We start from the raw sequence: 25,481 nt of genomic DNA, 5'->3' as shown, positions 1-25,481 counted from the left end.
CAACTGGTTTTCGGATCCACGCGAATTGCCGATGTCGCGCGCCCTTGGAGGCGAGGCAGCCTCCAAGGGACGGGCGGGGGGGCGGCCCCCGCCCGCGCCCATCAGGCCGATTTCAGCTTGGCCTGCTCCAGCGACCAGTATTCCATGTCGAACAGGTCCGGCTCCGAGATCGGCGTGAAGCGGCCATAGGCCTCGGCGGCATTCATGACGCGCGTCGACTGTTCGATGAGGTCGCCGGCGATCTTCGCCGATTTGGCATTGGTGCCGAGGCCGAACATGCCCTCGCCACGGACCAGCACGACGCGCGGATAGGCGTCGAGCATCGTCTTGGGTTCGGACGCCTTGGCGGCGTTGCGTTCGAAATAGGCGGTGTAGCGCTCGATATAGCCGGCCAGCGCCTGGTCGATATCGGCCTCGGATGCGCCGGCCTCGAGGATCAGCGGGAACGGCTTGATGCGGATGACGTGGTCGGGCGTGACCGTGCCGCGCAGGGCGATGTCCGCGACCTCCGGCTTGGAGACGTGACGGCGGATCGCCGGCGTCGAGCGGTAGTCGAGCGAAAGCCCCTTGGCGAAGGGCGAGCCGGGACGGGTGAGGGCGGCGGTGAGCCGTTCCGCCAGCGCCGGGTCGGCCTCGCGGTCACTCTGTTGCGGGCCTTCCAGCACGACGCCGGCGCGCGCGAGTTCCTGCTCGGCCATCGTCGCGAACTCGATCATCAGCGCGTAGGAGGCTTCGGCCGTGTCGGCGAAGCTGAACAGGCCATGGTTCTCCAGCCAGAGGCCCTCGCAGCCGGGGTGGTCGCGATAGACCTTGTCGCCCTCGATCGAGAGATCGAAGCCCGGCATGACATAGGGAACCCAGGCGAGGCGGTCGCCATAGACGCGCTGCACGGTCTCGCGCATGTCGGGCTGGTTGGCGAGCGCCAGGGCCGCCGTTGCATGGGTGTGGTCGACGAAGCGGAAGGGCAGGAAGGCGTGCAGCAGAGCCTCGACGGACGGATTGGGCGAGGTCGGGTCGAGCAGGGCCGCGCGCAGCAGCGCCACCATTTCGGGATCGGAGAGCTTGCCGCCGTCGCGCGCGGCGATCAGCGGCTCCATCCGCACCGCCGGCAGGCCCGGCGCCTCGATCGTGTCGAGATCCCAGCCGCTGCCCTTGATGTGCATGATCTCGTTGCCGTCGGCGTCCGTCACCTTGGCCGAGGTGTTGCCGCCGCCATGCAGGACGAGATCGGGATCCTGGCCGATGATGCGCGAGGTATAGATGCGAAGGCCGAGGGCCTCGCTCTGGCCGGCGTCAAGCGCTGCCTGGATGAAACGATTGGCCTCGTCGCCGTTCCAGCGGCTTTGCATGGGTCTGGATCCGTTGTTCTGGAGAAATGGAGCGGGCGGCCCCGGATGGAGCCGCCCGCATGGGTTTTGCGAATTAGAAGTCGAACTTGCCGATGTTTTCCTTGGTGAACACGGTCCGCTCCGGCAGCAGGATGATGCCGTTGCCTTCGGCTTCGTAGTCATAGCCCTGGACGCTGTTCGGCGAGACTTCGACGGTGCCCACGCCCGGGATTTCGAGCTTGTCGCCGACCTTCATCTTGCCGTTCTTCAGCACGTGCTCGGCGACATGGACCGCGATCTTGCCCTGCTGGGTCACGTCCCAGAGGCCGAAGCGCTTGATCGTGCCGCGCTCGACATAGGGCCGCATGACGTTGGGCGTCGAGAAGCCGACGATGTTCACGCCCTCGGCGCGCTTCAGGTTCTCGGCGGCCTGGGCGGCGGCCGGCAGGGCGTTGGCATCCGGTGCGATGATGATGTCGAGGTCGGGATAGGTCTGCAGGATGCTCTCGGCCGTCTGCAGCGACTTCTGCGCATCATTGTAGCCGTACTGGGTGGTGACGATCTCCCAGCCCGGATGCTCCTTGGCGATCTTCGCCTTGGCGGCTTCGGCCCAGGCGTTCTGGTCGGTCACGGTCGGGCTGGAATAGAAGAAAGCCACCTTGGCCTTCTCCTTGGTCACGCCTTCCGCCGCCATGTCGACCAGCAGGCCGCCGAGCTGATCCGGGGTGCCCTGGTTGATGTAGTAGCTGCGGCAGTCCGGATTGACGTCGCTGTCCCACGTCATGACCAGCACGTCGCGCTCCATGGCGCGCTTCAGCGCCGGGCAAAGCCCATCCGGCGAGACCGACGACACGATGATCGCGTTGTAGCCCTGGTTTACGTAGTTGTTGATGAACTGCACCTGCGCCGAGACGCTGGGCTCGGTCGGGCCGTCATAGGTGACCTTGGCGCCGACTTCCTCGCCGGCCTTGACCGCGCCGGCGCCGCCGCTGGTGAAGAAGCCGACGCCGACCAGCTTCGGAATGAAGGCGATCTGGGATTCAGCCTGCGCCGCGCCCGAGGCGAGCAGGGTGCCTGCGAGCAGCGTTGCCGCCATCAGTCCGGACTTCAGGAATTTCATCGTCATTTTCGTTTCCTCCTCAAAAGGCCGACGCCCGATCGTTTCGTTTCTGTCGGGCGACAGCGATAAAATCGGCCAGCAGCGCGCTTCCGTGGCGCAATGCGACCGCCGCAACCAGCAAACCTCCCGAAAGCGCGCTGGAAATCTGGCTTGGGACACCGCTCGCCTGCAGGCCCTGCTGCAGGTAGCCGATGACGAATGTCGCGAGCAGCGTGCCGAGGATCGAGCCCTGGCCGCCATAGATCGAGGCGCCGCCGAGCACGGCCGCAGTGACGGCCGGCAGCAGCGTCGCGGCGCCGAGATCGACGCGGGCCGAGCCGAAATAGGCCGACATGACGAGCCCCGCGATCGCCGCGCAGACGCCGGTGATGACGTAGGTGATGGTCTGGGTCGTCCCGACCGACAGGCCGGAATAACGCGCGGCCTCCGCCGACTGGCCGATCAGGAACACGGCGCGGCCGAAGCGGGTGAAATGCAGCAGCACGATCAGCACGGCGGCGAGCGCGAGGAAGACCGCGAGCGGCGCCGGCAGGCCGAGGATCTCGGCATAGCCGAAGGCGGTGAAGCTGGCCGGGAAGTTGCCGATGCCCTCATAGCCGCCGGCGCCGACGACGCCCGACAGCACCGTGGCGGCGCCCTGGAACAGATAAAGGCTGCCCAGTGTGACCACGAGCGGCTGGATCTTCGACAGGTGGATGACGGTGGCGTTGAGAAGCCCGGCCAGTCCGCCGGCGACCAGCGCCATGCCGATCGCCAGCGGCAGCGGTATGCCGAAGAAGTTCGAGACGCCGAAGACGATGGCGCAGAGGCCGATGGTCGAAGCGAAGGAAACGTCGATGCCGCCGGCGATGATGACCAGCGTCAGAGGCAGCGCGACGATGCCGATCTGGACGAAATCCGAGGTGCCGTAGATCAGGTTGCCGACATTGAGGAAGCGCGGATTGACGACGCCGAAAATGGCCAGCTCGGCGACGAGCATCAGGAACAGCGCCGTTTCCCAGCGGAAGAGTACGTTTTTCATCGGCTTGCCTCCGCCAGCAGGGTCTTGTCGGCATGGTTGCCGGGCGTCTCGGCAGCCTGCGGCACGCGGTCATGCACGGCGTAGCGGCGGGCGCGGATGCGCCGGTCGATCAGCAGGCGGATGCGCCCGTCGAGCAGCAGCACGGTCAGCAGGATCGCGCCGGCGATGAAGTCGTTCCAGAAGGCCGGGATCTTCAGGAACACGAGCGCGCTGTCGATCGAGGTCAGGAAGATCGCGGCGGTGAAGACGCCGGCGACCGAGCCGCTGCCGCCGAGCAGGCTGACGCCGCCGAGCACGTTGACGGCGATCGCCTTCAGTTCGACGCCATTGCCGGCCTGGTTGGGGATGAAGCCGATCTGCGCCGCGAAGATCAGTCCCGCGATCGCGGCGCAGGCGCCTGACGCGACGAAGGCGGTGAACTGCACGCGCCGGACCGGCACGCCGAGATGGTGGGCGGCGTCGCGGTTGTCGCCCACGGCATAGAAATAGCGGCCGAAGCGGGTGCGGCGCAGGAAGATCCAGGCGAGCGCGAAGAGGGCAAGTACGGCGACGGTCAGGATCGAGACGCCGAAACCGATGCCCCCTGCCAGCGCCTTCAGGCCCTGCGGCAGGTCCTCGATCCAGCGGCCGCCGGTCTGGATCAGCATGATGCCGCGATAGAGGCCGAGCGTACCGAGCGTCGCGACGATCGAGGGGATGCGGAGATAGGCGACCAGCAGGCCGTTGACGGCGCCCGCGACGACGCCGGTCAGGATGCAGAGCGCGATCGCCAGCGGCAGGCTGGCGCCGGCATTGAGCGACAGGCCGAGGGTCGCGGCGCTGAGGCCCAGGATCGAGCCGCTGGACACGTCGATGTTGCGGGTCAGGATCACCAGCATGGTGCCGAGCGAGATCAGCAGCAGCACCAGGCTGTTCGACAGGATTACCGAGGCGGTGGCGGCCGAGAGATAGCCGGGCGCGGCGAAGCCGAGGGCGAGGCAAGCCGCCGCCATCACCGCCAGCAGCATGAGGACGCGGTTGCGGGCGACGAGATTAAGCATGGGCCTGTTCCCCTGCGCCGAATGCCAGGCGGGCAATCGCGTCGACGCTGATGTTTTCGGTCAATTCGCCGCCGAGCCGGCCGAAGGCCATGACGACCACCCGGTCGGCCAGGAGTTCGATCTCGTCGAAATCGGACGAGATCAGGATGACGGCGACGCCCTCGGCCGCGAGCTGGCGGATCAGGGCGTAGATGTCGTTGCGCGCCGCCACGTCGACGCCGCGGGTCGGCTCGTCGAGGACGAGCACCTTCGGCTTGGCCGACAGGCATTTCGCCATCAGCACCTTTTGCTGGTTGCCGCCCGAGAGCGCCTTGGCCGATTGGCCGGGCCCGGTGCACTTGATGCCCATGCTCTGGCGAAAACCGTTGAACAGGCTGCGCTCGCGGCCGGGCCGGAGCAGGAAGGGCAGGCGGTGGATCAGGTAGGACGAGGCGTTCCAGTAGAGCGGCGCCTCCAGGAACAGGCCGTTCTGCTGCCGGTCTTCCGGCAGATAGACCAGTCCGGCATCGATGCAGCCGCGCGGCGAGCGGCGGATGAGCTCGACGCCGTCCAGCGTGACGGAGCCGGCGCTCTGGCGGCGGAGGCCGAACAGCGTCTCGGAGAATTCCGTGCGGCCGGCCCCGACCACGCCGGCAAGGCCCAGCACTTCGCCGGCGCGGACCTCGAGGCTGATATCGCGAAATCCTTCGCCGCTCAGCTTGCGCACCGCGAGGCGAACGGGACCGTGATCGCTGCCGGATCGGGTGGAAGCGAGTGGGGCGTCGCCGGTGGCGACCCGGCTCATCGCATCGATGATCTCGGCGTCGCTATAGGTGTCGAGCGGTCCGCTCAGCACCACCGCGCCGTCGCGCAGCACGCTGATCGTGCCGCAGATCTCGCGGATCTCGCGCAGCTTGTGCGAGATGAAGAAGATGCCGACGCCCTGGGCCTGAAGCTTGCGGACGCGCTGGAAAAGGGCGTGCACCTCGAACGGCGTCAGCGCGGAGGTCGGCTCGTCGAGGATCAGCACGCGGGCATCGCGGATCAGGCCGCGCAGGATCTCGACGATCTGCCGCTCGGCGATTTCCAGCGTCGCCGCCTGCGCGTCGAGGTCGAGCGTGACGGCGAGTTCGGCGATCAGCTGCTCGACCCGTTTGCGCAGGGAGCGCGGCGAGGGACGCAGGCCGAGGCAGATGTTCTCGAGCACCGACTGGTTGCCGAGGATATGCGCTTCCTGCGGCACCAGGTACAGGCCGAGCTGCTGGGCGAGGGCGGGGGACGCATGCGTCAGGGGCTCGCCATGGATCTCGATCGAGCCGGCATTGGCCGGGACCAGGCCGGACATGATCTTCATCAGCGTGGACTTGCCGGCGCCGTTGCCGCCCAGCAGCGCATGGACCTCGCCCTTCTGCAAGGCGAGCGAAACCCCCTTCAGGACCGGGACGGGACCGTAGGATTTCCATATGCCGGTGAGCTGTGCAGCCCTCCCGGCCGCTGTGTCCTCAGTCATTCCGCACCTGTTCAGATGTCTCTCTTATCGCTCAAGTGATCACAAGATTTGGAGGGCGTCAATATGGTCAGATTCGGCGTTCGCGATCGCGGTGGTCGATATTGCGCTGCAATACGGCTATTTCAGTGGAGTTACCACGGTTGCGTCGGATCGTCGGAACAAGCGCAGCCTGTCCTGTTGACGGATCAAATGTTTTTACGATATCGATATGATCACAGAACGCAGGAGGGGTGCTCGGCGCATGGCCTTGGAAAGCAACGAGTGGAGCTATGGCGACGCCGACGAGGAGATCCTCACGCGCATTGCCTGGTACTATTACAATGACGGCCTGACGCAGAACGAGATCGGCGAAAAGCTCGCCATGTCGCGGATCAAGGTGTCGCGCCTGCTGGAAAGCGGCCGACGGTCCGGCATCATCCAGGTCCGGATCAATTCGCGCTACCAGGGCTGCCTGTCGCTGGAGCGCGAGATCAAGGCCCGCTATGGCCTGCTCGAGGCCTATGTCGTGCCGGAACTTCCCGAGCAGAGCGCCAGCGACCGGCTGGGGCAGGCGGCGGCGCAGTTCCTGATGCAGCGGCTGCAGCCCGACGACCTGCTCGCGGTCGGCTGGGGCGCCACCGTCAGCAACGCCATCCAGCGCCTCGGCCATCTCGCCAATGAGCGCAATATCGGGCTGGTCAGCCTGACCGGCGGCGTCGGCACCTATGTCGATGGCATGCGCACCGCGAACTGGGGCAGCAGCGTGCATCTCGTGCCCGCCCCGCTGGTGGTGCGCGACCCGGACGTCGCGAAGAACCTGTCCTCGGAGCCGGCGGTCGCCAATCTGCTCGACATGGCGCTGAACGCTTCCTACCAGCTGGTCGGCATCGGCGAACTGTCCGGCACCTCGACGGTGGTGCGCTCGGGCTATGTGACGCCGGACGAGGTCGAGCCGCTGCGCCGCAAGGGCGCGGTCGGCGACATCCTCTGCCAGTTCTTCAACGACAAGGGCGAAGTGCTCGACCTGCAGCTGCACGACCGCGTCATCGGCGTGAAGCTCGCCGCGTTGTCGCGCGCCGAGAAGGTCGTGGCGGCCGCCGGCGGGCTGGAAAAGGTGCCGGCCATCCACGCCGCACTCAAGGGGAAGTTCGTCGGCATCCTGATCACGGATGAAACGACGGCGCTGGGTCTGATGGACCTGAAGGATTAGGGAGAGGGCTATGGCGGGAACATATCTTCTGGCGGTCGACGCCGGGACGGGAAGCGGCCGCGCGGTCGTCTTCGACGCGGCCGGCAACCAGGTGGCCGCCGCCCAGCATGAATGGTGGCACAAGCCCGATCCGCGCTTCGAAGGCTCGATGGATTTCGATGTCGAGGGCAACTGGGCCCATCTCGCCCGTGCCATCCGCCAGGCGATCGCCAGCGCCGGCATCTCGGCCGGCGACATCGCCGCCGTCAGCGCCACCAGCATGCGCGAGGCGCTGGTGGTCTATGATTCCGACGGCCGGGAGATCTGGGCCTGCGCCAATGTCGACAGCCGCTCCAACAGCGAAGTGCGCGAACTGAAGCAGGCCTTTCCCGAACTCGAGGCCCGGCTTTATCAGCATTCCGGCCAGACCTTCGCGCTCGGCGCGCTGCCGCGCCTGCTCTGGCTGAAGCGCAACCTGCCGGACGTCTATGACCGCATGCATCGGATCAGCATGCTGTCCGACTGGGTCCTCGCCCGGCTTTCCGGCGTGCTCGTCAGCGAGCCTTCCAACGCCGGCACCACCGGCCTGCTGGACCTGGGCGCGCGCAAGTGGATGCCGGAGGCGATGCGCTGGGCCGGCATGCGTGACGACATCTTCCCGGAGACGGTCGAGTCCGGCACGGTGATCGGCCATGTCACGGCCGCGGCGGCCGAGGCGACGGGCCTGCAGGCCGGCACGAAGGTCGTCGCCGGTGGCGGGGATTGCCAGATCGGCACGGCCGGGCTCGGCGTCGTCAACAAGGGCGATTGCGCGGTGCTCGGCGGCACCTTCTGGCAGCAGATCGTCAATGTCGACCAGACGCTGACCGACCCGTCCATGGATCTGCGCATCAATCCGCATGTCGTCGCCGGCCTCAACCAGGCCGAGGCGATCAGCTTCTTCGTCGGCATCGTGATGCGCTGGTTCCGCGACAGTTTTGGCGCGGCGGAGGTGGCGGAGGCGGCCGCGACGGGTGGCGATGCCTATTCGCTGCTGGAGGCGCAGTCGGCGCATATCCCGCCCGGCGCCTATGGCATCATCCCGGTGTTCTCCGACGTGATGCATTACGGCAAGTGGTACCACGCCGCGCCGTCGCTGCTGAACCTCTCGATCGATCCGGAAAAGTCCGGCAAGGCGGCGATCTTCCGCGCCCTGCAGGAAAACGCCGCGATCGTCGCGGCGCGAAACCTCGCCGCGATCTTCAAGCTCTCCGGCGTCACGCCCAAGCAGATCGTCTTCGCGGCCGGTGCGGCCAAGTCGGCCCATTGGGCGCAGATCCTGTCGAGCGCGACCGGCCTGCCGGTGGTGACGCCGGTGGTCAAGGAGGCGACCGCGCTCGGTTGCGCCGCCGCCGCCGCGATCGGCGCCGGCCTGCAGCGGGATTTCGTTTCGACCGCCGAATCCTGGGTGCGCTGGGACCGGCATTTCGAGCCGGATCTCGGCCACAAGGCGATCTACGACGAGGCCGGCGAGCGGTGGGCGCGCGCCTATGCGCTGCAGCTCCAGCTCGTCGACGAGGGCGTCACCACCTCGATGTGGAAGGCCCCCGGCCTCTGAGCTTCCAACGTTTCGCGGCGCTTCGGGCGCTGCGCCAATCTCTTTGCAAAGGAGTGATTATGCTCATCCAGATGGTGACCATCATGGTCAAGCCGGGCCATGCCGATGATTTCATCGAGGCCTTCCGCATCAATTATGAAGGCACGCGCCAGGAGCCGGGCAATCTGCGCTTCGACGTGCTGCGCGACCCTGACGATGGCAACAAGTTCCTGATCTACGAGGTCTTCAGGTCGGAGGCCGCCCTCGAGGAACACCGCCGCACGCCGCACTACCAGAAATGCGTCAGCCTTCTCGAGCCGATCCAGACCGGCCCGCGCACCAAGGTCTTCTACAACGCCGAAATGGCGGACTTTCTCGCGGACTAGGCTCGGGCGCTGCAAGCCTCTGCCTGGCTGTACCGTCAGCCAGGCTCGCTCTCGCTGATCCAGGCGTTGAGCAGCGTGTAGCCGACGCCCAGGACCGTCGGCCCGATGAAGATGCCGAGCATGCCGAATGCGATCAGCCCGCCGATCACGCCGGCGAGGATCAGCAGGACCGGCAGATCGGCGCCGCGCCGGATCAGGATCGGACGCACCAGTTGATCGATGGTTCCGGCGATCACGGTGAAGACCAGCAGCACCGTCGCCCAGAGGGCATCGCCGGAATAGTACATCCACGCCACGGCGGGCACCATCACGAGCCCGGGGCCGAGCTGGATCAGGCATAGCAGGAAGATCATCGCCGTCAGGATGGCGGCGAAGGGCACGCCCACCACCAGAAGTCCGATGCAGGCGATGGCGCTCTGGGCGATCGCGGTCACGACGACGCCCAGTGCCACGCTCCGGATCGCCTGCGCGCCGAGACGCACTGCCATTTCGCCGCGGTCGCCCGCCAGGCGCCGACCGAAGCGGATGATCTGCGTGGCCGCCTTTTCTCCGCTCAGATACATCAAGGCGGCGATGAGCGTGGTGAGCAGGAAGTGGACGAACATCGAGCCCAGACTTCCCGCCGTCGAGGCGATCCACTGGGTTATCGCGCCGGCATAGGGCGCGAGTCTCGGCGTCAGCGCCTCCAGCCGGTCGGACGACAGGGTGGTCCAGGCCTCGCTCGCGCGCGCGCCGAGAAGCGGAATCTCGGCCAGCCAGGCCGGCGGTGGTGGCAGGCGCAGGGACAAGAGGGTTCGGATCAGCTCGCGAATCTCGTCCGTGTTGGCGACGACGGCGCTGAGCGCCAGCCAGAACGGCACGATCAGGATCAGCAGCAACAGGACCGTCATGATCAGCGCGGCCAGGCCGCGCCGGTTGCCGGTATGGCGCTGGACCCACAGCATCAGGGGCCAGGTGGCGATCACCAGGGTGGTGGCCCAGATGATGGCCGGCAGGAAGGGCAGCATCACCCAGATGCAGGTGACCAGAATGCCGCCAATGAACAGAACCGCCAGCGTGATCCGCGTGATGTCCTGGTGCTGCCGGGTCATCGCGTTCTACCCCTGACCCTGCTTCACGCCATGCGGGGCGCCCCACCGGCCGCCTCGGGAAGCGGCGCCTGTTGGTCGGCAGGCGCCGCGGCGTCCATCAGTGCCCGCTGAAGACCAGCGTCTGAACGGGAAGCAGGATGGCCTGCATGCGCAGGATCGCGGCATGAACCACCGCGACGGCATCGACGACATGCAGGAACAGCCAGCGCGGCCCGCTGATGTTCTTGTCCGCCAGGGCATCATGGTTGTTGGTATAGGCATTGGCGATGCAGCTGCCGCCCGGCGGGACGCCTTCCAGCTGGCCGGGGTAGAGCGGCTCCAGATAGACGGTGATCGAACCGGGCTGACCCAGCTTCTGGACGTCGACCAAGAGGTCGGTCGGGCGAAACTGGCCGGCCGCCACGACATCCTGCACCTGGGTGACGACCATGGGAATGATGGTGAAGGGTTTGCCGATGCAGGTGGCTTCGGCGATCATGCCGACCTTCATCACCTGGGTCTCGATTTGCCCGAAGCCGGCGACCAGCGCGACGCGCCCCGCATCGGCCGGAACCATGATGCCGGCGGGCCGCAGCATCGGGTTGACGACGTCGCCGGGCCGGAGCGTGAACTGCTGGAGCGTGCCGGCGACGCCCGCCCGCACCAGCATCTTGTCGAGTTCGACCTGGGCCTGGGCGAGGGCGGCCTCGGCGCTCGCGCGCTGGGCTGGAAGCAGCGAGGTGAGGCGCACCTGCAGCGTGCGCTTGTTGCCGATCGCCGCATCGACCGCGCCCTGGCGGCCGTCGGCGGCGACCTGCAATCGCTCGATCTCGCGCGTGGCGACGACATTCGCGTTGCGCCGGAGTAGCTCCTGCTTGGTCTCCAGCTCGTTCAGGGCCTGCTGATAGGCGCCCTCCGCCTGCCGGATGGCGCCATCGGCGGAGGCAAGTTCGGTTTCGGCCACCTTCATCTCGGCATCGATCTCGGCGATGCGACGCTGCGCGGCATCGTGCGCCGCCTGCTGTTGGGAATCGTCGAGCTGGAACAGCGGGGCGCCCGCCTCGACCTTCTCATTCACGCCGACGAACACCTTGGCGACGCGGCCGCCCGTCTCCGGCAGGATCGAGATGGTCCGGAAGACGGCGGCGACATTCTTGGTCGAGGGGTGGAAGTAGAAGATCAGCGTAATCAGCGAAACCGTCAGGATGAGGCAGGCGGTGATGCCCCAGCGCAGCTCGTACCAGACCGAATAGAGGGTGATCTCGCGGCCGATCCGCTTCCCCTGGCCGTACCGGCGAATGAGATAATCGGGAAAGATGGTGAGCATCGAGCAGAGCAGCAACTCGAGCATCGCTCAGTTTCCCTCTTTCGACGGGTGAATTCCGCGCGGGAGATCGGTTCCCGGGTCCGGATCCGAGGGATCGGTGGGCTCATCCTCGGGCGAGAGGGTCGGGTCCGGGGAGAGGCCCGCCACCGTGGCGACACCCGGCGTCGAGCCGGGGAGGGCGACAGCCACGGCCGTGACCCTGGCATCGCGACGGCCCGCCAGCCGCTGCAGCGAGTCCGCGATGGAACCCAGCGGGCTGGAGAAATCCGGGAAGCGGATCAGCGCCAGCAGCAGGCCGGCGATCCAGAACAGGTGGTTGTGCGTGAACAGCGAAATCAGCGCCAGCACGGCGACGACTTCCATCTGCACCACGTTCGTCCGGTGCGCCATGCGCTCCGGGAAGGCATGCAGCTGAAAATACAGATTGCCGACGGCCAGGATCGCCACCAGCATGAAGACGACCATCACGTTGAAGAGGATGTCCGTCTGGCCCGGCCCGGTGATGAAGAATGGCAGGTGTTCGATCGCCGTGGGATGAATCTTGTCGTCCATCGATTTCTCTCTCCCAAGATTGCGTTCCTGGGTGACGCTGCTGATTCCGGTCATTCCGCCACCGCGCCGGCAGTCGTGCGCGAGGCGGGGCCTGTCTTCGCCCATTCCGTCCCGGCCGTTAAGGTACGCTATTCCAAAGGGTGGCTCCGCCTCCGGATCGCATTACGTCCATGCGGGCGATGTTACTTGTTTTCCAGCTCTTGGAAAGCGTCGATGCAAGGAAGCCGACGGGTCGACGGTGCATCTGGATCCGGCCTGAGCGACGCCCCGCATCGTCCTTCCGTGCGCCGCGACCGGCCCGTCGCGCCGGTTCAGAATTTCAGCCGGGCGCCCGCAAGAACGGCATAGCTTCTGTCGAGGTCATGGCCTGGCTCGTCATAGGAATAGGACCGGCCGCCGAGATAGAGTTCGGTCTGGAGGTAGTCCAGATTCTGCACCACCTGCACGCCGAACGACCGGCTGGTGCTGTCGGCGGCATCGATATCCTCCCCGAAATAGGCATCGGCCGAGAAGGCGGTCTTGCCGACCTCCAAGATGCGGGTCTGGTAGCCGAGCTTGACGTAGCCATAGCGGCCGTCGATCGCTTCCTTGTCCGAATAGGCCGCCGCGACCGTCAGGCTCAGGCCCGATGGCTGGTGCAGGATCGAGATCGAGCCATCGATCAGGGACTGGTTGTCGGCGGGTTGGGAATAGGCCAGCGCGCCGGAGACCTCGAAGTCCCTAAGCGTCTGCTGATAGCGCGCGGCAATATCCCAGACCGTGACATCGGTCGTGGTGGGCACGACCTGTGTCCCGACCGAGGAGGCCAGGCTGAAGCCGTAGAATTGCGGCGTGTCATAGCGGACGCGCAGCTTTCGGCTCAGCCCGTCATAGTCGGTGAACGCATCCTTGACCTGGATCGAGGAGAGGGTGCCATCGGAAAAACGGAAGAACGGTCCGCCGGCCATGTCGGAGACCATCGCATAGCCGGCGACCTTGGTGCCGGAGAGATCGGCCTCGGCCGAGCCGTCCGACGCCATGCTGCCCTGGCCGAGCCACAGCTTCCCGTATGTCTGCGATTCCAGATAGACCTCGGCATGGCGCAACTGGTTGGAATCCCAGTCGAAATCGCCGCGGTTGCGCTGGTTGGCGTAGACCGTCGCGTAGGGCGTCCATTCCCATTCGAGATTGCCGCCAACCGCCCAGTCGTCATTCACCTTGCCATGGAGCAGCAGGCCGGCGCGGGTGGAGGAATTGCCGTTGTCGACCGGTCCGTATCCGAGCGTCGACCCGCCATCGTCGAAGACCAGCAGACCCTTGTCGATCTGGCCATAGAACCGGAGGTAGGCGTCGTCGTCGCCCGTGCGGAGCGGCGGAATCCACGTCGCCTTCGGCCCGGTGGCGGTTGGCGCAGCGGGGGGCTCGGTCTCGTCGGCGGCGGCCGGGAAGGTCCAGGTCGGCGAGAGCAGCAAGAGGGTGGTCGCCAGCATCGCCCGGCGTCGAAATCGCATGGCGCCCATCTCCCTTTCGCGGCGGACCCGGCCGGCCGCAAAGGCTGCGCGAAACTGATTTATGCGGAGCCTTCCCCACCGGGAAGGATAGCGCCGTTCGCCTCTCGTCTCCATCGCGATTGTCGTCTCTTCCGCGCTGAACGGACACGGAGCGGCAAGGGCGGATCCACGCGGCGCCCGCGATACCGGCCTCGGGGAGGCACGGGATGTTTTGTCGCGACGTCGCGGGCAGAACGGAATGTTCCCGGCGCCGGTTCTCATGCTATCGCTGCCGGCAGGGGGAAACCGCATTGAAGCACCGCTTGCGCCAGGGATTGTCGGCTGAGGTGACGTTGTTCGTCGCCTTCATGCTCGTCATCCAGGTGCTGTTCAGCGGGCTTTCTCTGGGCGCGAGGGCGGCGACGCTCGATTCCGGCGCGCTCGGGCATGTGCTCTGCACCACCGAGGGTCGCACGGTCGCCGCCGGCTCCCCGACCGATGACGCGCCCCCGGCCCACGCTTTTGATTGCTGCACCTTCGGCTGCAGCATGGTCGGCGGCGCCGTGCCGCCCGCGCCGGACGAAAGCGCGGCGCTGACCAACCGGCTGCTCTTCGTGAGCAAACCCGCGCCGGCATCGCCCCGGCTGGTCGCGCATGTCGAACGCAAGCCGCACAATCCCAGGGCGCCTCCCGGGCAGGTCTGATCTGCTTCCGGCTCCTGGAGCCGGCTCATCCGATCCTTTCCACCCTCGCGGGTGGTGCTGCCCTTTTGGAGCGAATCCATGTTTGTTCAACGTTTTTCGACGCGCCTTTCGACCCTGATCTCCGCGGCCGCGCTGGTCGCGCTCGGCGCTTCCGCCGCTTCGGCGCATATCACCCTGGAAACCCAGCAGGCGCCGGTCGCCTCGACCTACAAGGCCGTGTTCCGCGTCGGCCATGGCTGCGAAGGCAAGCCGACCGTCAAGGTTCGCGTCCGGATCCCCGACGGCGTCATCGCCGTCAAGCCGCAGCCCAAGGCGGGCTGGACGATCGAGAAGGTCAAGGGCGCCTATGACAAGGCCTATGACTATTACGGCACGCCGACGACCGAGGGCGTGAAGGAGATCGTCTGGAGTGGCGGCAGCCTGCCGGACGACGAATATGACGAATTCGTCCTGCGCGCCTATCTGACCGGCGATCTGAAGGCCGATACGACGCTTTACTTCCCGGTCGTTCAGGAATGCCCGGACGGCGCCGTCGAGCGCTGGATCGAGATCCCCGCCGCCGGCAAGAGCGCCGACGACTACGAGCAGCCGGCGCCCGGCGTGATGCTGTCGCCGAAGAAATAAAGCGCGTTTCCGCAAGATAGAAGAATCGCGATTTCCTACGCGGATCCGGCGCGTCCATGCGGGCGTGCCGGATCCGTCGCATGGGATCGTCAGACAGGAGCGGGACGATGGTCACCGTCGCGACCGGATGGACACGCGTTTTGCTGGCGGCGCTGGTGCTTGTCGCAGGCCTGCTGGCGGCCGGGGAAGCCCTGGCGCACGCCTCGCTCATCCGCGCCAGCCCGGTCGATGGCTCTGTCGTGGCGACGGCGCCGCCGGCTTTCTCGCTTACCTTCAGCGAGCCGACCTCGCCGCTTTCCCTCAGGCTTGTTCGTCCCGATGGCTCGACCGTCGCGCTCGAGCGCTTCACGCTGCGGAACGCGACCGTCGAGATCCCGGCGCCGGCCGGGCTTGGCAACGGTACCTATGTGCTGAGTTGGCGCGTCGTCTCGGAGGACGGCCACCCGATCGGCGGCTCCGCCGTATTCTCGATCGGCGCGCCGAGCGCGGGAGGAGCGAAGGTCGCCGTTGAGGCCATCGACGCGCCGGTTCGCGGCGCGATCTGGCTTGGCAAGCTTGTCACCTATGCCGGGCTGTTTCTCGGCGTCGGCGGAGCCTTCTTCGTCAGCCTTGCCGGCGGTGGGGTGCGATCGCGCCGGTTCTGCGCCGGATGGATCCTGGCGGGCCTCGTCGCGGTGCCGCTTTCCATCGGCTTCCAGGGACTGGATGCGCTCGGCCTTCCGATCGGCAGCCTCCTGCAGCCGGTCGTCTGGAAGACCGGATTCGGCACCAGCCTCGGCACGCTCGCCTGCCTGGCGCTGGCGGCGCTGATCGCAGCCTTCGCCGCCCTTTTCACAGGTGGTGTATTGGCGAAGATCCTGTCGTTCGCCGCGCTCGCACTCACCGGCGTCGCGCTGGCCTCCAGCGGGCATGCCAGCGCCGCCCATCCGGGCTGGCTGACGCGGCCGGCGGTGTTCCTGCATGGCGTGGGCATCGCGTTCTGGGCCGGCGCTCTGTTTCCGCTCGGCCGGGCGCTGGCCTCGCCGGCGCCCGAAGCCGCGACCGCGCTCCGCCGGTTCTCCAAGCTGGCGCCCTGGTTCGTCCTGCCGCTGATCGGCGCCGGGCTGCTGCTGGCGCTGGTGCAGGTGCGGGTGCCGGAGGCGCTCTGGACCACCAATTATGGGCTGGTTCTTCTCGCCAAGCTCGCTCTGCTGGCGCCGCTGTTCGGACTGGCCCTGTTCAATCGCCTGCGCCTGACGGCGCCCGCCGGCAAAGGGGACGCGCGGGCGAGCATGCATCTGCGCCGGTCGATCGCCGCTGAACTGCTGTTGGTCGTCATGATCTTCGCCGTCGCGGCGCTCTGGCGCTTCACGCCGCCGCCGCGCGCGCTGGCGGAGGCGGCCTCAGCGCCGGTCGCGATCCATATCCACGCCGCTCAGGCGATGGCGGATCTGGAGATCGCGCCGGGCCGCGCCGGCGTCACCAGCGCCACCATCTCCCTCCTTACCGGCGATTTCGGCCCGCTCGACGCCCAGGGGGTGACGCTGGTCCTGTCCAATCCGGATGCCGGCATCGAGGCGATCCGCCGCCAGGCAAAGAAGCCCGGCGACGGGACCTGGCGCATCGACGACCTGACCCTGCCGGTCGCCGGCCGCTGGCATGCGCGGATCGATATCCTCGTCTCCGACTTCGATCTGGTGAAGCTCGAGGACGTCATCGAGATCCGCCCCTGAAGAGGGGCGGTTCGGCCTCAGCGGACCGAGGAGAAGGCGGTCGGCTGCAGGAACGAGCTTTCGACATTGGCGACGATCAGCCCGTCCTTCTCGCTGTCGGCGCGGGCGGCGATCCATTCCGGGTCGGCCATGAACGCGTTCCAGCGGGCCTCGCGGTCGGCCAGGCTGTCCCAGGCGATCATGTAGGTCAGGTCGTTGTTGGCCGGACCGATCAGCGTGGTCCAGAATCCGGCCTGCCGGATGCCATGCTTTTCCCAGATCCGCAGCGTGTGGTTCTGGAAACGGTTCTGAAGGGCGGCCATGCGGCCGGGCAGGCAGGAATAGACTCGCAGTTCATAGATCATTCGCGTCTCGACCGGTTGGGTTGGCGTTGTCTTGTGGGTGGAAGGCGGTTGCCCGAAGACAAGCCTGTTCGCGCGGCCAAGGCAAGCGCGGTTTGGCCATGCAGGCTCGCGCGCTGTTGTATGTCGCACTTTATCATCGTGATTCTATTGCGAGATGACGTTGCGTAAATGTGCTAAGCTTGGACATGCGGCGAGCCCCTGGTTCCCCCATTGAGGCCCAGACGTTGCCGCGCGATGCGATGTTGTTGCGTTTCCGTCGATTGTCGGGAGGCGTCAATGATCTTTCGGGACTGTGCGGCCTGGCTCGGTGCCGGAGCGCTCCTCGTCCTGCTGCCGGTGGCGGCGCTGGCGGATGGCGACGCGGCCCAGGGTGAAAAAGTCTTCCTGAAGTGCAAATCCTGCCACCAGATCGGCGAGGGCGCCAAGAACGCCGTCGGCCCGGAGTTGAACGGCCTGTTCGGGCGCAAGACCGGCTCGGTGCCGGGCTACACCTATTCAGCCGCCAACAAGAATTCGGGCATCGTCTGGGACGAGACGATCTTCCGTGAATACATCCAGAACCCGAAGGGCAAGATCCCCGGCACCAAGATGACCTTCCCGGGGCTCAAGAACCCGAAGGATATCGATAACATCGTGGCCTATCTCAAGCAGTTCGGACCGGACGGCAAAAAGATGTAGGCGCGGAGGACAGGGGCGCGCGCGCCCGTCGTCGTGACATGGATGAAAAGGCATGCCGATCGCGATAGTCCTGGGTCTGGTGGTCGTCGGCTCGGTGCTGTTTCACTTCCTGAGCCCGTGGTGGTTCACGCCCATCGCCTCGAACTGGGGCTATATCGACGACACCATCAACATCACCTTCTGGATCACCGGCGCGGTCTTTGCCGCCGTCGTGCTGTTCATGGCCTATTGCCTGCTGCGCTTCCGGCACAAGCCCGGCCGCCGCGCCGCCTACGAGCCGGAGAACCGCCGGCTGGAAAGCTGGCTGGCGATCGGCACCGCGGTCGGCGTCGCCGCGATGCTGGCGCCGGGGCTGGTCGTGTGGGCGCATTTCATCCGCGTGCCGGCCGGCGCCACCTCGGTCGAGGTGGTGGGCCAGCAATGGCAATGGGCTTACCGGCTGCCCGGCAAGGACGGCAGGCTCGGCGCGGCCGACACGCGCGAGGTCAACGACACCAATCCGCTCGGCATCGATCCGAACGACCCGAACGGTCGCGACGACGTCATCGTGCAGGGCGGCGAACTGCATCTGCCGGTCGGCAAGCCGGTGGCGCTGCTGCTGCGCTCGCTCGACGTCGTACATGATTTCTTCGTGCCGGAGTTCCGCGCCAAGATGGACATGATCCCGGGCTCGGTCACCTATTACTGGCTGACGCCGACGCGCACCGGCAGTTTCGAGGTGCTGTGCGCCGAACTCTGCGGCGTCGGCCATCCCTATATGCGCGGCACGGTGGTGGTCGAGGCGGAGGCCGACTACCAGGCCTGGCTCGCGCAGCAGCAGACCTTCGAGCAGATGCAGGCGCCGGCGCAAACCGGCGCCCTGAACTAGAGGACAATTCCGGCGGCCGGACGGTCGGCGCAGGCAGGGACGAGGCAAGCTAGGCCGGGACGGCGCATCGCGCCGCCCCGCAACGCAGCGGGTGGCGGCTCATGGTCGATGTCACGCATGGCGGACCCATATCGGGCGGAACGGCTTCCGGCGCGGCGCCGGCCTTCGAGGTCGGCGAGCCGGACCTCTACCACCCCAGGAGCTGGGTGACGAAATACGTCTTCTCGCAGGACGCCAAGGTCATCGCCATCCAGTACGGGCTGACGGCGATGGCGATCGGCCTCGTGGCGCTGGTGCTGTCCTGGCTGATGCGGATGCAACTGGCCTTTCCGGGGCTGCTGCCCTTCATCGACGCCGACCACTATTACCAGTTCATCACCATGCACGGCATGATCATGGTGGTGTACCTGCTGACCGCGCTGTTCCTCGGCGGCTTCGGCAACTACCTGATCCCGCTGATGCTCGGCGCGCGGGACATGATGTTTCCCTATCTCAACATGCTGAGCTACTGGATCTATCTCGCCGCCGTGCTGCTGCTGGTGGCCGGCTTCTTCGTGCCGGGCGGGCCGACCGGCGCGGGCTGGACGCTCTATCCGCCGCAGGCGATCCTCGCCAACACGCCCGGCCAATCGTGGGGCATCGTCGTGATGCTCGCCTCGCTGATGCTGTTCATCATCGGCTTCACCATGGGCGGGCTCAATTATGTCGTGACCGTGCTGCAGGGGCGCACGCGCGGCCTGACGCTGATGCGCATGCCGCTCACCATCTGGGGCATCTTCACCGCCACGGTGATGGCGCTCCTGGCCTTCCCGGCGCTGTTCGTCGGGGCCGTGATGATGCTGTTCGACCGGCTGCTCGGCACCAGCTTCTTCATGCCGGCGATCGTCGTCACGGGCGAACAGGCGCCCTATGGCGGCGGCAGCCCGATTCTGTTCCAGCACCTGTTCTGGTTCTTCGGCCATCCCGAGGTCTACATCGTCGCGCTGCCAGCCTTCGGCATCGTCTCCGACCTCATCAGCACCCATGCCCGCAAGAACATCTTCGGCTACCGGATGATGGTCTGGGCGATCGTCGGCATCGGCGCGCTCTCCTTCGTGGTGTGGGCGCACCACATGTATGTGAGCGGCATGAATCCGGGCTTCGGCTTCTTCTTCGCCACGACGACGCTGATCATCGCCATCCCGACCGCGCTCAAGGTGTATAACTGGGTGCTGACGCTCTGGCGCGGTGACATCCACTTCACCGTGCCGATGCTGTTCGCGCTCGGCTTCATCGTCACCTTCATCAATGGCGGGCTGACCGGCCTGTTCCTCGGCAATGTCGTGGTCGACGTACCGCTGTCCGACACGATGTTCGTGGTGGCGCATTTCCACATGGTGATGGGCGTCGCGCCGATCCTCGTCATCTTCGGCGCGATCTATCACTGGTATCCGAAGATCACCGGCCGGATGCTCGATACCACGCTCGGCAAGATCCATTTCTGGATGACCTTCCTCGGCGCCTATCTGATCTTCTTCCCGATGCATTATCTCGGCCTGCTCGGTGTGCCGCGCCGCTATTTCGAGATGGGCGAGACGGCCTTCGTGCCGGCTTCGGCGGCGACGCTGAACGTCTTCATCACCATCACCGCGCTGGTGGTCGGCGCGACGCAGATGCTGTTCCTGTTCAACCTCGCCTGGAGCCTGCGGCATGGCCGCGAGGCGGGCGGCAATCCGTGGCGGGCGACGACGCTGGAATGGCAGACGCCGGAGACGCCGCCGGCGCATGGCAATTGGGGCGCCGAGCGGCCGGTCGTCTATCGCTGGGCCTATGATTATTCCGTGCCGGGCGCCCCCCAGGATTTCCTGCCGCAGAACGACCCGGGGCCGGACCTCGCCTCATCCGGCGAGACAGTCGCGGAGGGCGTGCGATGAGCGTCATCCTGCTGTTCCTCGTCGGGATTCTGGCCATCGCCTTCGGCTGGCTCTGGCGCCAGGGCATCCTGACGAAGCCCTGGCTCGAGGTCGGCGTCGCCGGCCCGGCCGCGCCGCCCGATCGTTCCCCGGCGCGAGGCGCCAGGGTCGGCCTCGCCGTGTTCCTGGCGGTGGTCGGTTCGCTTTTCGCGCTCAGCGCCAGCGCCTATCTCATGCGCGCCGGCCTCGGGGACTGGGAGGCCGTGCGCATGCCCGGCATCGTCTGGGTCAATACCGGCGTGCTGGCGCTGAGCAGCATCGCGCTGGAGACGGCGCGGCTGGCGGCCCGGCGCGACGACATCGAAGGGGTGCGTGCCGGCGTGCGGGCGGGAGCGCTCACGGCGCTGCTGTTTCTCGCGGGCCAGTGGCTCGCCTGGCGGCAATTGCGTGCCGAGGGCTATTTCCTCGCCGGCAATCCGGCAACCGCCTTCTTCTATCTTCTCACCGGGCTGCACGGGCTGCATGTCGCGGGCGGGCTGGCGGTGCTGGGGCGCGTCGCGTGGCGGATGGAGCGCGGCGCGGGCATCGCGCGATTGCGGCTCGGCGTCGATCTCTGCGCCACCTACTGGCACGCGCTGCTGCTGATCTGGCTGGTGCTGCTCGGGCTGCTCGCCAACTGGGTCGGCGATTTCGTCGCCATCTGCCGCCAGTTGCTGACCTAGGAGGCGCGCATGACCGAATCGTCGCTCGATCCCGCCGCCGCTCCGCCTGCCCAGGCGAGGCCAGGGAGTGGCTGGCGCCGTTTCGCCGCCGACTGGGCTTCCGACCAGACCTCCTTCAAGGGCGTCTCCTGGGGGAAGGCCATGATGTGGGTGTTCCTGCTTTCCGACACCTTCGTCTTCGGCTGTTTCCTCGTCGCCTACATGACGGCGCGGATGTCGACCACCGTGCCCTGGCCCAATCCGAGCGAGGTGTTCGCGCTCGAGATCGGCGGCACCGAGGTGCCGCTGATCCTGATCGCCATCATGACCTTCGTGCTGATCTCGAGCAGCGGCACCATGGCGCTGGCCGTGCATTACGGCTACCTGCGCGACCGCCGCAAGGCGGGGCGGCTGATGCTGGCGACGGCGCTGTTCGGCGCGTGCTTCGTCGGCATGCAGGCTTTCGAGTGGACGAAGCTGATCCGTGAAGGGGTCCGGCCCTGGACCAATCCATGGGGCGCGCCGCAGTTCGGCTCGTCCTTCTTCATGATCACCGGCTTTCACGGCACCCATGTCACGATCGGCGTGATCTTCCTGCTGGTGCTGGCGCGCAAGGTGCTGCGGGGCGATTACGAGACCGGCCGGCGCGGCTTCTTCACCAGCCGCAGGGGCCGCTACGAGGCGATCGAGATCATGGGCCTGTACTGGCACTTCGTCGATCTGGTCTGGGTCTTCATCTTCGCGTTTTTCTACCTTTGGTAGGAGGTTCGCATGGTCGAGACGACCGCGCATGCCAAGGTCGGCGCTCCCGCCGCCCCGCCTTTACCTGCCGACACGCAGCATCACCCGGTGAAGCTCTATCTCGCCGTCTGGGGCTGGCTGTTCGTGCTCAGCGCCTGTTCGTATCTGGTGGATTATATCGGCCTGCAGGGCTGGCTGCGCTGGACGCTGATCGTCCTGTTCATGCTGCTGAAGGCCGGCCTGATCCTCGCGATCTTCATGCACATGGCATGGGAGCGGCTGACGCTGATCTACGCCATCCTGCTGCCCCCGCTGCTGGTGATGGTCTTTGTCGGCATCATGGCGTCGGAAGCGAACTACACGCTGCTGACGCGGGTGCTCTATTATGGCGGCGGCAATTAGAGCTGCCTGGAGCGGGGAATTTCGGTGCGTGCCGCGAAGGCGCGCCCTGTGAAAACGCCCGCGGCGGCGCCTTTTAGCAGCCATCCTCCGTTCTGCATTGTTTCACGTGAACCGGTCAGGCACGGGCGCCGGGCGGCCTGCGGCGAATCGAATTCCGGGCGCGCAGGCGGGCCCGCTTCTTGGCTTCGCGCGCCTGGTGGCGGTTGACGATCAGGTTGAGCGCCTCGTTGATGCGGCCCTGCCAGTCGTCGCCATCGGCCTGAAAATACTCGATCACGCGATTGCTGAGCGGCAATGTCACGAGGGTGACGATCTCGGCCTCTGCCGCCGCCTTGCGGCGCCGGGCGGGAATGGCCTCGCCGTCCGGGGGGGGAGACATGTCCGTTCCGGCTCCATCAGGGGGCGGAACGGACTCGAAGTCTGAGGATTTCGTCGAACTGGACATGATCATCCTGGTGTCGAAGTTTCTTCTTCTACACCAAAGATAACGTAACGTCATGTTGCGCACAGTGATCCAGGTCACAGAGCGAACAGGTTCACCTAAAGCAGCGCCTGCTCGATATCGGCGATCAAATCCTCCGCCGCCTCGATGCCGGCCGAGAACCGCACCAGACCGTCCGAAATGCCGAGCGCCTCGCGCTGCGCCAGCGGGATCGAGGCATGGGTCATCGTGGCCGGATGCTCGATCAGGCTTTCGACGCCGCCCAGGCTCTCGGCGAGGGTAAACAGCCGCACGCGTTCGAGGAAGCGCTTGGTTCCCGCGAGATCGCGGTCGAACTCGACGCTGATCATGCCGCCAAAGGCATGCATCTGCCGTTTGGCGACCGCGTGCTGCGGATGGCTTTCGAGGCCGGGATAGAGGACGCGGCGAACTTCCGGCCGCCCCTCCAGCCAGCGGGCGATGGCAAGGCCGTTCTCCGAATGCCGCTGCATCCGGAGCGCCAGCGTCTTCAGCCCGCGCAGCGCCAAGAAGCTATCGAACGGGCCGGAAATCGCGCCGACCGCGTTCTGCAGGAAGCGGATCTGGTCGACGATCTCCTGCCGCCCGCCGACCACCACCGTGCCGCCGATCATGTCGGAATGGCCATTCAGATATTTGGTCGTCGAGTGCACGACGATGTCGATGCCAAGCTCCAGCGGGCGCTGGATGTAGGGGCTTGCGAAGGTGTTGTCGGCGACCGTGATCAGGCCGCGCCGCCTGGCGAGCGCCGCCACGGCTTCGAGATCGATGATGCGCAGCAGCGGATTGGTCGGCGTCTCGATCCAGAGCAGCTTCGTCTCCGGCCGGATCGCCGCCTCGACCGCGGCGAGGTCGGTGAAATCGACGAAGCTCACCTCGAGGCCGGCCGTGCGCTTGCGCACCTTGTCGAGCAGGCGGAACGTGCCGCCATAGAGATCGTCGGTCGCGACGATGTGGTCGCCGACCGACAGCAGTTCCAGCGTCGTGGCGATCGCGGCCAGGCCCGAGGCGAAGGCGAAGCCGGCGGTGCCGCTTTCGAGGTCGGCGATGGCGCGCTCGAAGGCGAAGCGGGTCGGGTTTTGCGAGCGGCCATATTCGAAGCCCTTGTGCACGCCGGGGCTTTCCTGCGCGAAGGTCGAGGTGGCGTAGATCGGCACCATCACCGCGCCGGTCAGCGGGTCGTGACTCTGGCCGCCATGGATGGTGCGCGTCTCGAAAGCGAGGCGGTTCGGCTTCAGGGGCTGGTTCAAAACGCTAACCTCTCGTGATTGATCAGGTCCATCCGGGTGATGAGGCCGACGAATTCATCGCCATCCATGACGATGGCCACCTCGTTGCGCTCGAACACCGGCAGCAGCGCGTCGACCGGCTCGTCCGCCTGCAGCGTGTGGAGCGACGTGACCATGGCGTCGCGCACCGAGGCGCCGAAATCGCTGCGCCCGTCGCGGGCCGGGGGGCGAAGAACGCCCAGCACGTCGCTTTCGTCGATCAGGCCGATCAGTTCGCCATGCTCGATCACCGGCAATTGCGACACGTCGGCCGAGCGCATCCGCGCATAGGCGGTGGAAAGCGTGTCGTCCGGCGACACCGTCACCGTGCCGCCCTCGGCAAAGCTGCGGGCGACGAGATCGCGCAGATTGCCATGCCGGATCTTCTCGATCAGGCCCTGTTCGGCGACCCAGACATCGTTGAACACCTTGGAGAGATATTTGTTGCCGCTGTCGCAGACCAGCGTGACGACGCGCTGCGGCTCCTTCTGCTCGCGGCAATAGCGCAGCGCCGCGGCCAGCAGCGTACCCGAAGAGGAGCCCGCGAGAATGCCTTCCTGCGCCAGCAGCGCGCGGGCGGCGGCGACGCTCTCGCGATCGGTGATCGTGTAGGCGCGCGAGACCAGCGAGAGGTCGGCATTGGGCGGCACGAAATCCTCGCCAATGCCTTCGACGGCCCAGCTTCCCGGTTCGATCGTCTCGCCGGTATTGACCAGAGGCGCCAGGATCGAACCCTTGGGGTCGGCCAGCACCATCTTCGTCTTGGGCGAGACGCGCTGGAAATAGCGGCCGATGCCGGTCAGCGTGCCGCCCGAGCCGACGCCGACCACCACCGCGTCGACGTCGCCGTCCAACTGCTCAAAGATCTCCGGGCCCGTCGTCGTCTCATGCGCGCGCGGATTGGCCGGGTTGGCGAACTGGTTGACGAAGAAGCCGCCGGTTTCCTCGGCGATGCGGGCGCCCATGTCCTGGTAATAGTCCGGGTGGCCCTTGCCGACATCGGAGCGGGTCGTGCGCACGTCGGCGCCGATGGCGCGCAGATGCTGCACCTTCTCGCGCGACATCTTGTCGGGAACGATCAGGATCAGCTTGTAGCCCTTCGGCAGCGCCACCTGCGCCAGGCCAAGGCCGGTGTTTCCCGCCGTCGCCTCGACAATGGTGCCGCCGGGCTTCAGCCGGCCGTCGGCCTCGGCGGCGGCGATCATCGACAGCGCGATGCGGTCCTTGATCGAGCCGCCGGGATTCTGGCTCTCCAGCTTGACGAAAAGCCGGCAGGGGCCGGTATCGAAGGTCGTCAGCTCGACGATCGGCGTGCGGCCGATCAGGTCGAGGCTGGAGCGGACCGGACGGGGCAGGGGCGTCCCGGTATCCACCTTGATCGCCTTGCCGGTCCGGGTCGAAGCTTGCTCGGTCATCGAAGATCTCCACGCGAGGGTCGCGATGCGGCCAACAGCATGTGGGGTGGGCCCCTGCCGCAACAAGGCTGTTCGTTTCCCCGCCGCCCGGTTCCCGGCAAAATCCTGCCTTGCCACCCCCGCCGG

Annotated in this window: 25 protein-coding genes; 12 read left to right on the top strand and 13 right to left on the bottom strand. The window is 66.6% G+C overall.

Translation table 11 applies throughout. From position 1 onward, the window contains the following. Positions 1-101: 101 nt before the first annotated feature. From OSH10_RS08075 to lsrA, 5 genes are all read right to left on the bottom strand, one after another. Positions 102-1,349, bottom strand: coding sequence for a class II aldolase (locus tag OSH10_RS08075; RefSeq protein WP_266331194.1), 1,248 nt, complete (start codon positions 1,347-1,349; stop codon positions 102-104). A 73-nt stretch (positions 1,350-1,422) separates the two neighbouring features. Next, a complete protein-coding gene (gene lsrB, locus OSH10_RS08070) occupies positions 1,423-2,454 on the bottom strand; it encodes an autoinducer 2 ABC transporter substrate-binding protein LsrB (RefSeq protein ID WP_266331193.1) in 1,032 nt (343 codons plus the stop codon). 13 nt (positions 2,455-2,467) lie between these two features. Next, positions 2,468-3,469 carry an ABC transporter permease subunit gene (locus tag OSH10_RS08065; RefSeq protein ID WP_266331192.1) on the bottom strand — a complete coding sequence of 334 codons (1,002 nt, stop codon included), beginning with the start codon at positions 3,467-3,469 and terminating at the stop codon, positions 2,468-2,470. Then, the gene (locus tag OSH10_RS08060) at positions 3,466-4,509 is read right to left on the bottom strand and encodes an ABC transporter permease subunit (RefSeq protein ID WP_266331191.1); all 1,044 of its coding nucleotides are present in this window, start codon (positions 4,507-4,509) and stop codon (positions 3,466-3,468) included. The genes OSH10_RS08065 and OSH10_RS08060 overlap by 4 nt, the downstream gene beginning before the upstream one ends. Then, positions 4,502-5,998, bottom strand: a complete 1,497-nt coding sequence (lsrA, locus tag OSH10_RS08055; protein ID WP_266331190.1) for an autoinducer 2 ABC transporter ATP-binding protein LsrA — start codon at positions 5,996-5,998, stop codon at positions 4,502-4,504. The genes OSH10_RS08060 and lsrA overlap by 8 nt, the downstream gene beginning before the upstream one ends. Before the next feature lie 241 nt (positions 5,999-6,239). Between lsrA and OSH10_RS08050 the strand changes: the two genes are divergently transcribed. From OSH10_RS08050 to OSH10_RS08040, 3 genes are read left to right on the top strand one after another with little or no spacing between them, the layout of a single operon-like run. After that, the gene (locus OSH10_RS08050) at positions 6,240-7,187 is read left to right on the top strand and encodes a sugar-binding transcriptional regulator (RefSeq protein ID WP_266331189.1); all 948 of its coding nucleotides are present in this window, start codon (positions 6,240-6,242) and stop codon (positions 7,185-7,187) included. 10 nt (positions 7,188-7,197) lie between these two features. Further along, positions 7,198-8,763: an autoinducer-2 kinase gene (lsrK, locus tag OSH10_RS08045; protein ID WP_266331187.1), complete on the top strand. Its 1,566-nt coding sequence runs from the start codon at positions 7,198-7,200 to the stop codon at positions 8,761-8,763. Positions 8,764-8,822: 59 nt separating this feature from the next. Next, positions 8,823-9,128: an antibiotic biosynthesis monooxygenase gene (locus OSH10_RS08040; protein ID WP_266331186.1), complete on the top strand. Its 306-nt coding sequence runs from the start codon at positions 8,823-8,825 to the stop codon at positions 9,126-9,128. A gap of 35 nt (positions 9,129-9,163) precedes the next feature. Here the strand turns inward: OSH10_RS08040 and ydiK are convergent, their stop codons facing one another. The 4 genes from ydiK to OSH10_RS08020 all read right to left on the bottom strand — a co-directional run bounded on the left by ydiK (position 9,164) and on the right by OSH10_RS08020 (position 13,567). Continuing rightward, complete coding sequence (gene ydiK, locus OSH10_RS08035) at positions 9,164-10,219, bottom strand: AI-2E family transporter YdiK (protein ID WP_266331185.1); 1,056 nt, start codon at positions 10,217-10,219, stop codon at positions 9,164-9,166. A gap of 97 nt (positions 10,220-10,316) precedes the next feature. Next, entirely contained in the window at positions 10,317-11,549 is a 1,233-nt protein-coding gene (locus OSH10_RS08030; protein ID WP_266331184.1) for an HlyD family secretion protein, read from the bottom strand. A gap of 3 nt (positions 11,550-11,552) precedes the next feature. Continuing rightward, on the bottom strand, positions 11,553-12,077 hold the full coding sequence (locus OSH10_RS08025) for a hypothetical protein (RefSeq protein ID WP_266331183.1): 525 nt from the start codon (positions 12,075-12,077) through the stop codon (positions 11,553-11,555). Positions 12,078-12,388: 311 nt separating this feature from the next. Continuing rightward, a complete protein-coding gene (locus tag OSH10_RS08020; protein WP_266331182.1) occupies positions 12,389-13,567 on the bottom strand; it encodes a porin in 1,179 nt (392 codons plus the stop codon). Positions 13,568-13,857: 290 nt separating this feature from the next. Here OSH10_RS08020 and OSH10_RS08015 point away from each other — a divergent pair, with 290 nt between their 5' ends. From OSH10_RS08015 to OSH10_RS08005, 3 genes are all read left to right on the top strand, one after another. Continuing rightward, complete coding sequence (locus tag OSH10_RS08015) at positions 13,858-14,250, top strand: DUF2946 family protein (protein WP_266331181.1); 393 nt, start codon at positions 13,858-13,860, stop codon at positions 14,248-14,250. A 78-nt stretch (positions 14,251-14,328) separates the two neighbouring features. Continuing rightward, positions 14,329-14,874: a YcnI family copper-binding membrane protein gene (locus OSH10_RS08010; RefSeq protein WP_266331180.1), complete on the top strand. Its 546-nt coding sequence runs from the start codon at positions 14,329-14,331 to the stop codon at positions 14,872-14,874. Positions 14,875-14,981: 107 nt separating this feature from the next. Next, positions 14,982-16,586 carry a copper resistance CopC/CopD family protein gene (locus tag OSH10_RS08005; RefSeq protein WP_266331179.1) on the top strand — a complete coding sequence of 535 codons (1,605 nt, stop codon included), beginning with the start codon at positions 14,982-14,984 and terminating at the stop codon, positions 16,584-16,586. A gap of 17 nt (positions 16,587-16,603) precedes the next feature. On the opposite strand, the gene OSH10_RS08000 is transcribed toward OSH10_RS08005, so the two are convergent. Next, positions 16,604-16,930, bottom strand: a complete 327-nt coding sequence (locus OSH10_RS08000; protein WP_266331178.1) for an NIPSNAP family protein — start codon at positions 16,928-16,930, stop codon at positions 16,604-16,606. Positions 16,931-17,206: 276 nt separating this feature from the next. Here OSH10_RS08000 and OSH10_RS07995 point away from each other — a divergent pair, with 276 nt between their 5' ends. The 6 genes from OSH10_RS07995 to OSH10_RS07970 all read left to right on the top strand — a co-directional run bounded on the left by OSH10_RS07995 (position 17,207) and on the right by OSH10_RS07970 (position 22,212). Next, positions 17,207-17,608, top strand: coding sequence for a c-type cytochrome (locus tag OSH10_RS07995; RefSeq protein WP_266331177.1), 402 nt, complete (start codon positions 17,207-17,209; stop codon positions 17,606-17,608). Between the two features lie 52 nt (positions 17,609-17,660). Next, a complete protein-coding gene (locus tag OSH10_RS07990; protein WP_266331176.1) occupies positions 17,661-18,476 on the top strand; it encodes a cytochrome c oxidase subunit II in 816 nt (271 codons plus the stop codon). A gap of 101 nt (positions 18,477-18,577) precedes the next feature. Next, the gene (locus OSH10_RS07985) at positions 18,578-20,389 is read left to right on the top strand and encodes a cbb3-type cytochrome c oxidase subunit I (protein ID WP_266331175.1); all 1,812 of its coding nucleotides are present in this window, start codon (positions 18,578-18,580) and stop codon (positions 20,387-20,389) included. Beyond that, positions 20,386-21,090, top strand: a complete 705-nt coding sequence (locus OSH10_RS07980) for a cytochrome c oxidase subunit 3 (RefSeq protein ID WP_266331174.1) — start codon at positions 20,386-20,388, stop codon at positions 21,088-21,090. Before OSH10_RS07985 ends, OSH10_RS07980 begins: the two co-directional genes overlap by 4 nt. Positions 21,091-21,099: 9 nt before the next feature. Continuing rightward, positions 21,100-21,831: a heme-copper oxidase subunit III family protein gene (locus OSH10_RS07975; protein WP_266331173.1), complete on the top strand. Its 732-nt coding sequence runs from the start codon at positions 21,100-21,102 to the stop codon at positions 21,829-21,831. Positions 21,832-21,840: 9 nt separating this feature from the next. Beyond that, positions 21,841-22,212 (top strand): cytochrome C oxidase subunit IV family protein, encoded by a 372-nt coding sequence (locus tag OSH10_RS07970; protein WP_266331171.1) that lies wholly within the window; start codon positions 21,841-21,843, stop codon positions 22,210-22,212. Positions 22,213-22,327: 115 nt separating this feature from the next. Here the strand turns inward: OSH10_RS07970 and OSH10_RS07965 are convergent, their stop codons facing one another. The 3 genes from OSH10_RS07965 to OSH10_RS07955 form a co-directional block, all read right to left on the bottom strand. Then, the gene (locus OSH10_RS07965; protein WP_266331170.1) at positions 22,328-22,591 is read right to left on the bottom strand and encodes a BrnA antitoxin family protein; all 264 of its coding nucleotides are present in this window, start codon (positions 22,589-22,591) and stop codon (positions 22,328-22,330) included. Positions 22,592-22,752: 161 nt separating this feature from the next. Further along, positions 22,753-23,922 carry a cystathionine gamma-synthase gene (locus OSH10_RS07960; RefSeq protein ID WP_266331169.1) on the bottom strand — a complete coding sequence of 390 codons (1,170 nt, stop codon included), beginning with the start codon at positions 23,920-23,922 and terminating at the stop codon, positions 22,753-22,755. Beyond that, a complete protein-coding gene (locus tag OSH10_RS07955; protein ID WP_266331168.1) occupies positions 23,919-25,355 on the bottom strand; it encodes a pyridoxal-phosphate dependent enzyme in 1,437 nt (478 codons plus the stop codon). Before OSH10_RS07955 ends, OSH10_RS07960 begins: the two co-directional genes overlap by 4 nt. Positions 25,356-25,481: the final 126 nt, after the last annotated feature.

The organism is Kaistia defluvii, from assembly GCF_026343955.1.
GTDB classification, from domain to species: Bacteria; Pseudomonadota; Alphaproteobacteria; order Rhizobiales; family Kaistiaceae; genus Kaistia; species Kaistia defluvii.
Note: the sequence above shows the minus strand (reverse complement) of the source record. Positions and strands in the feature narration are given on the sequence as shown.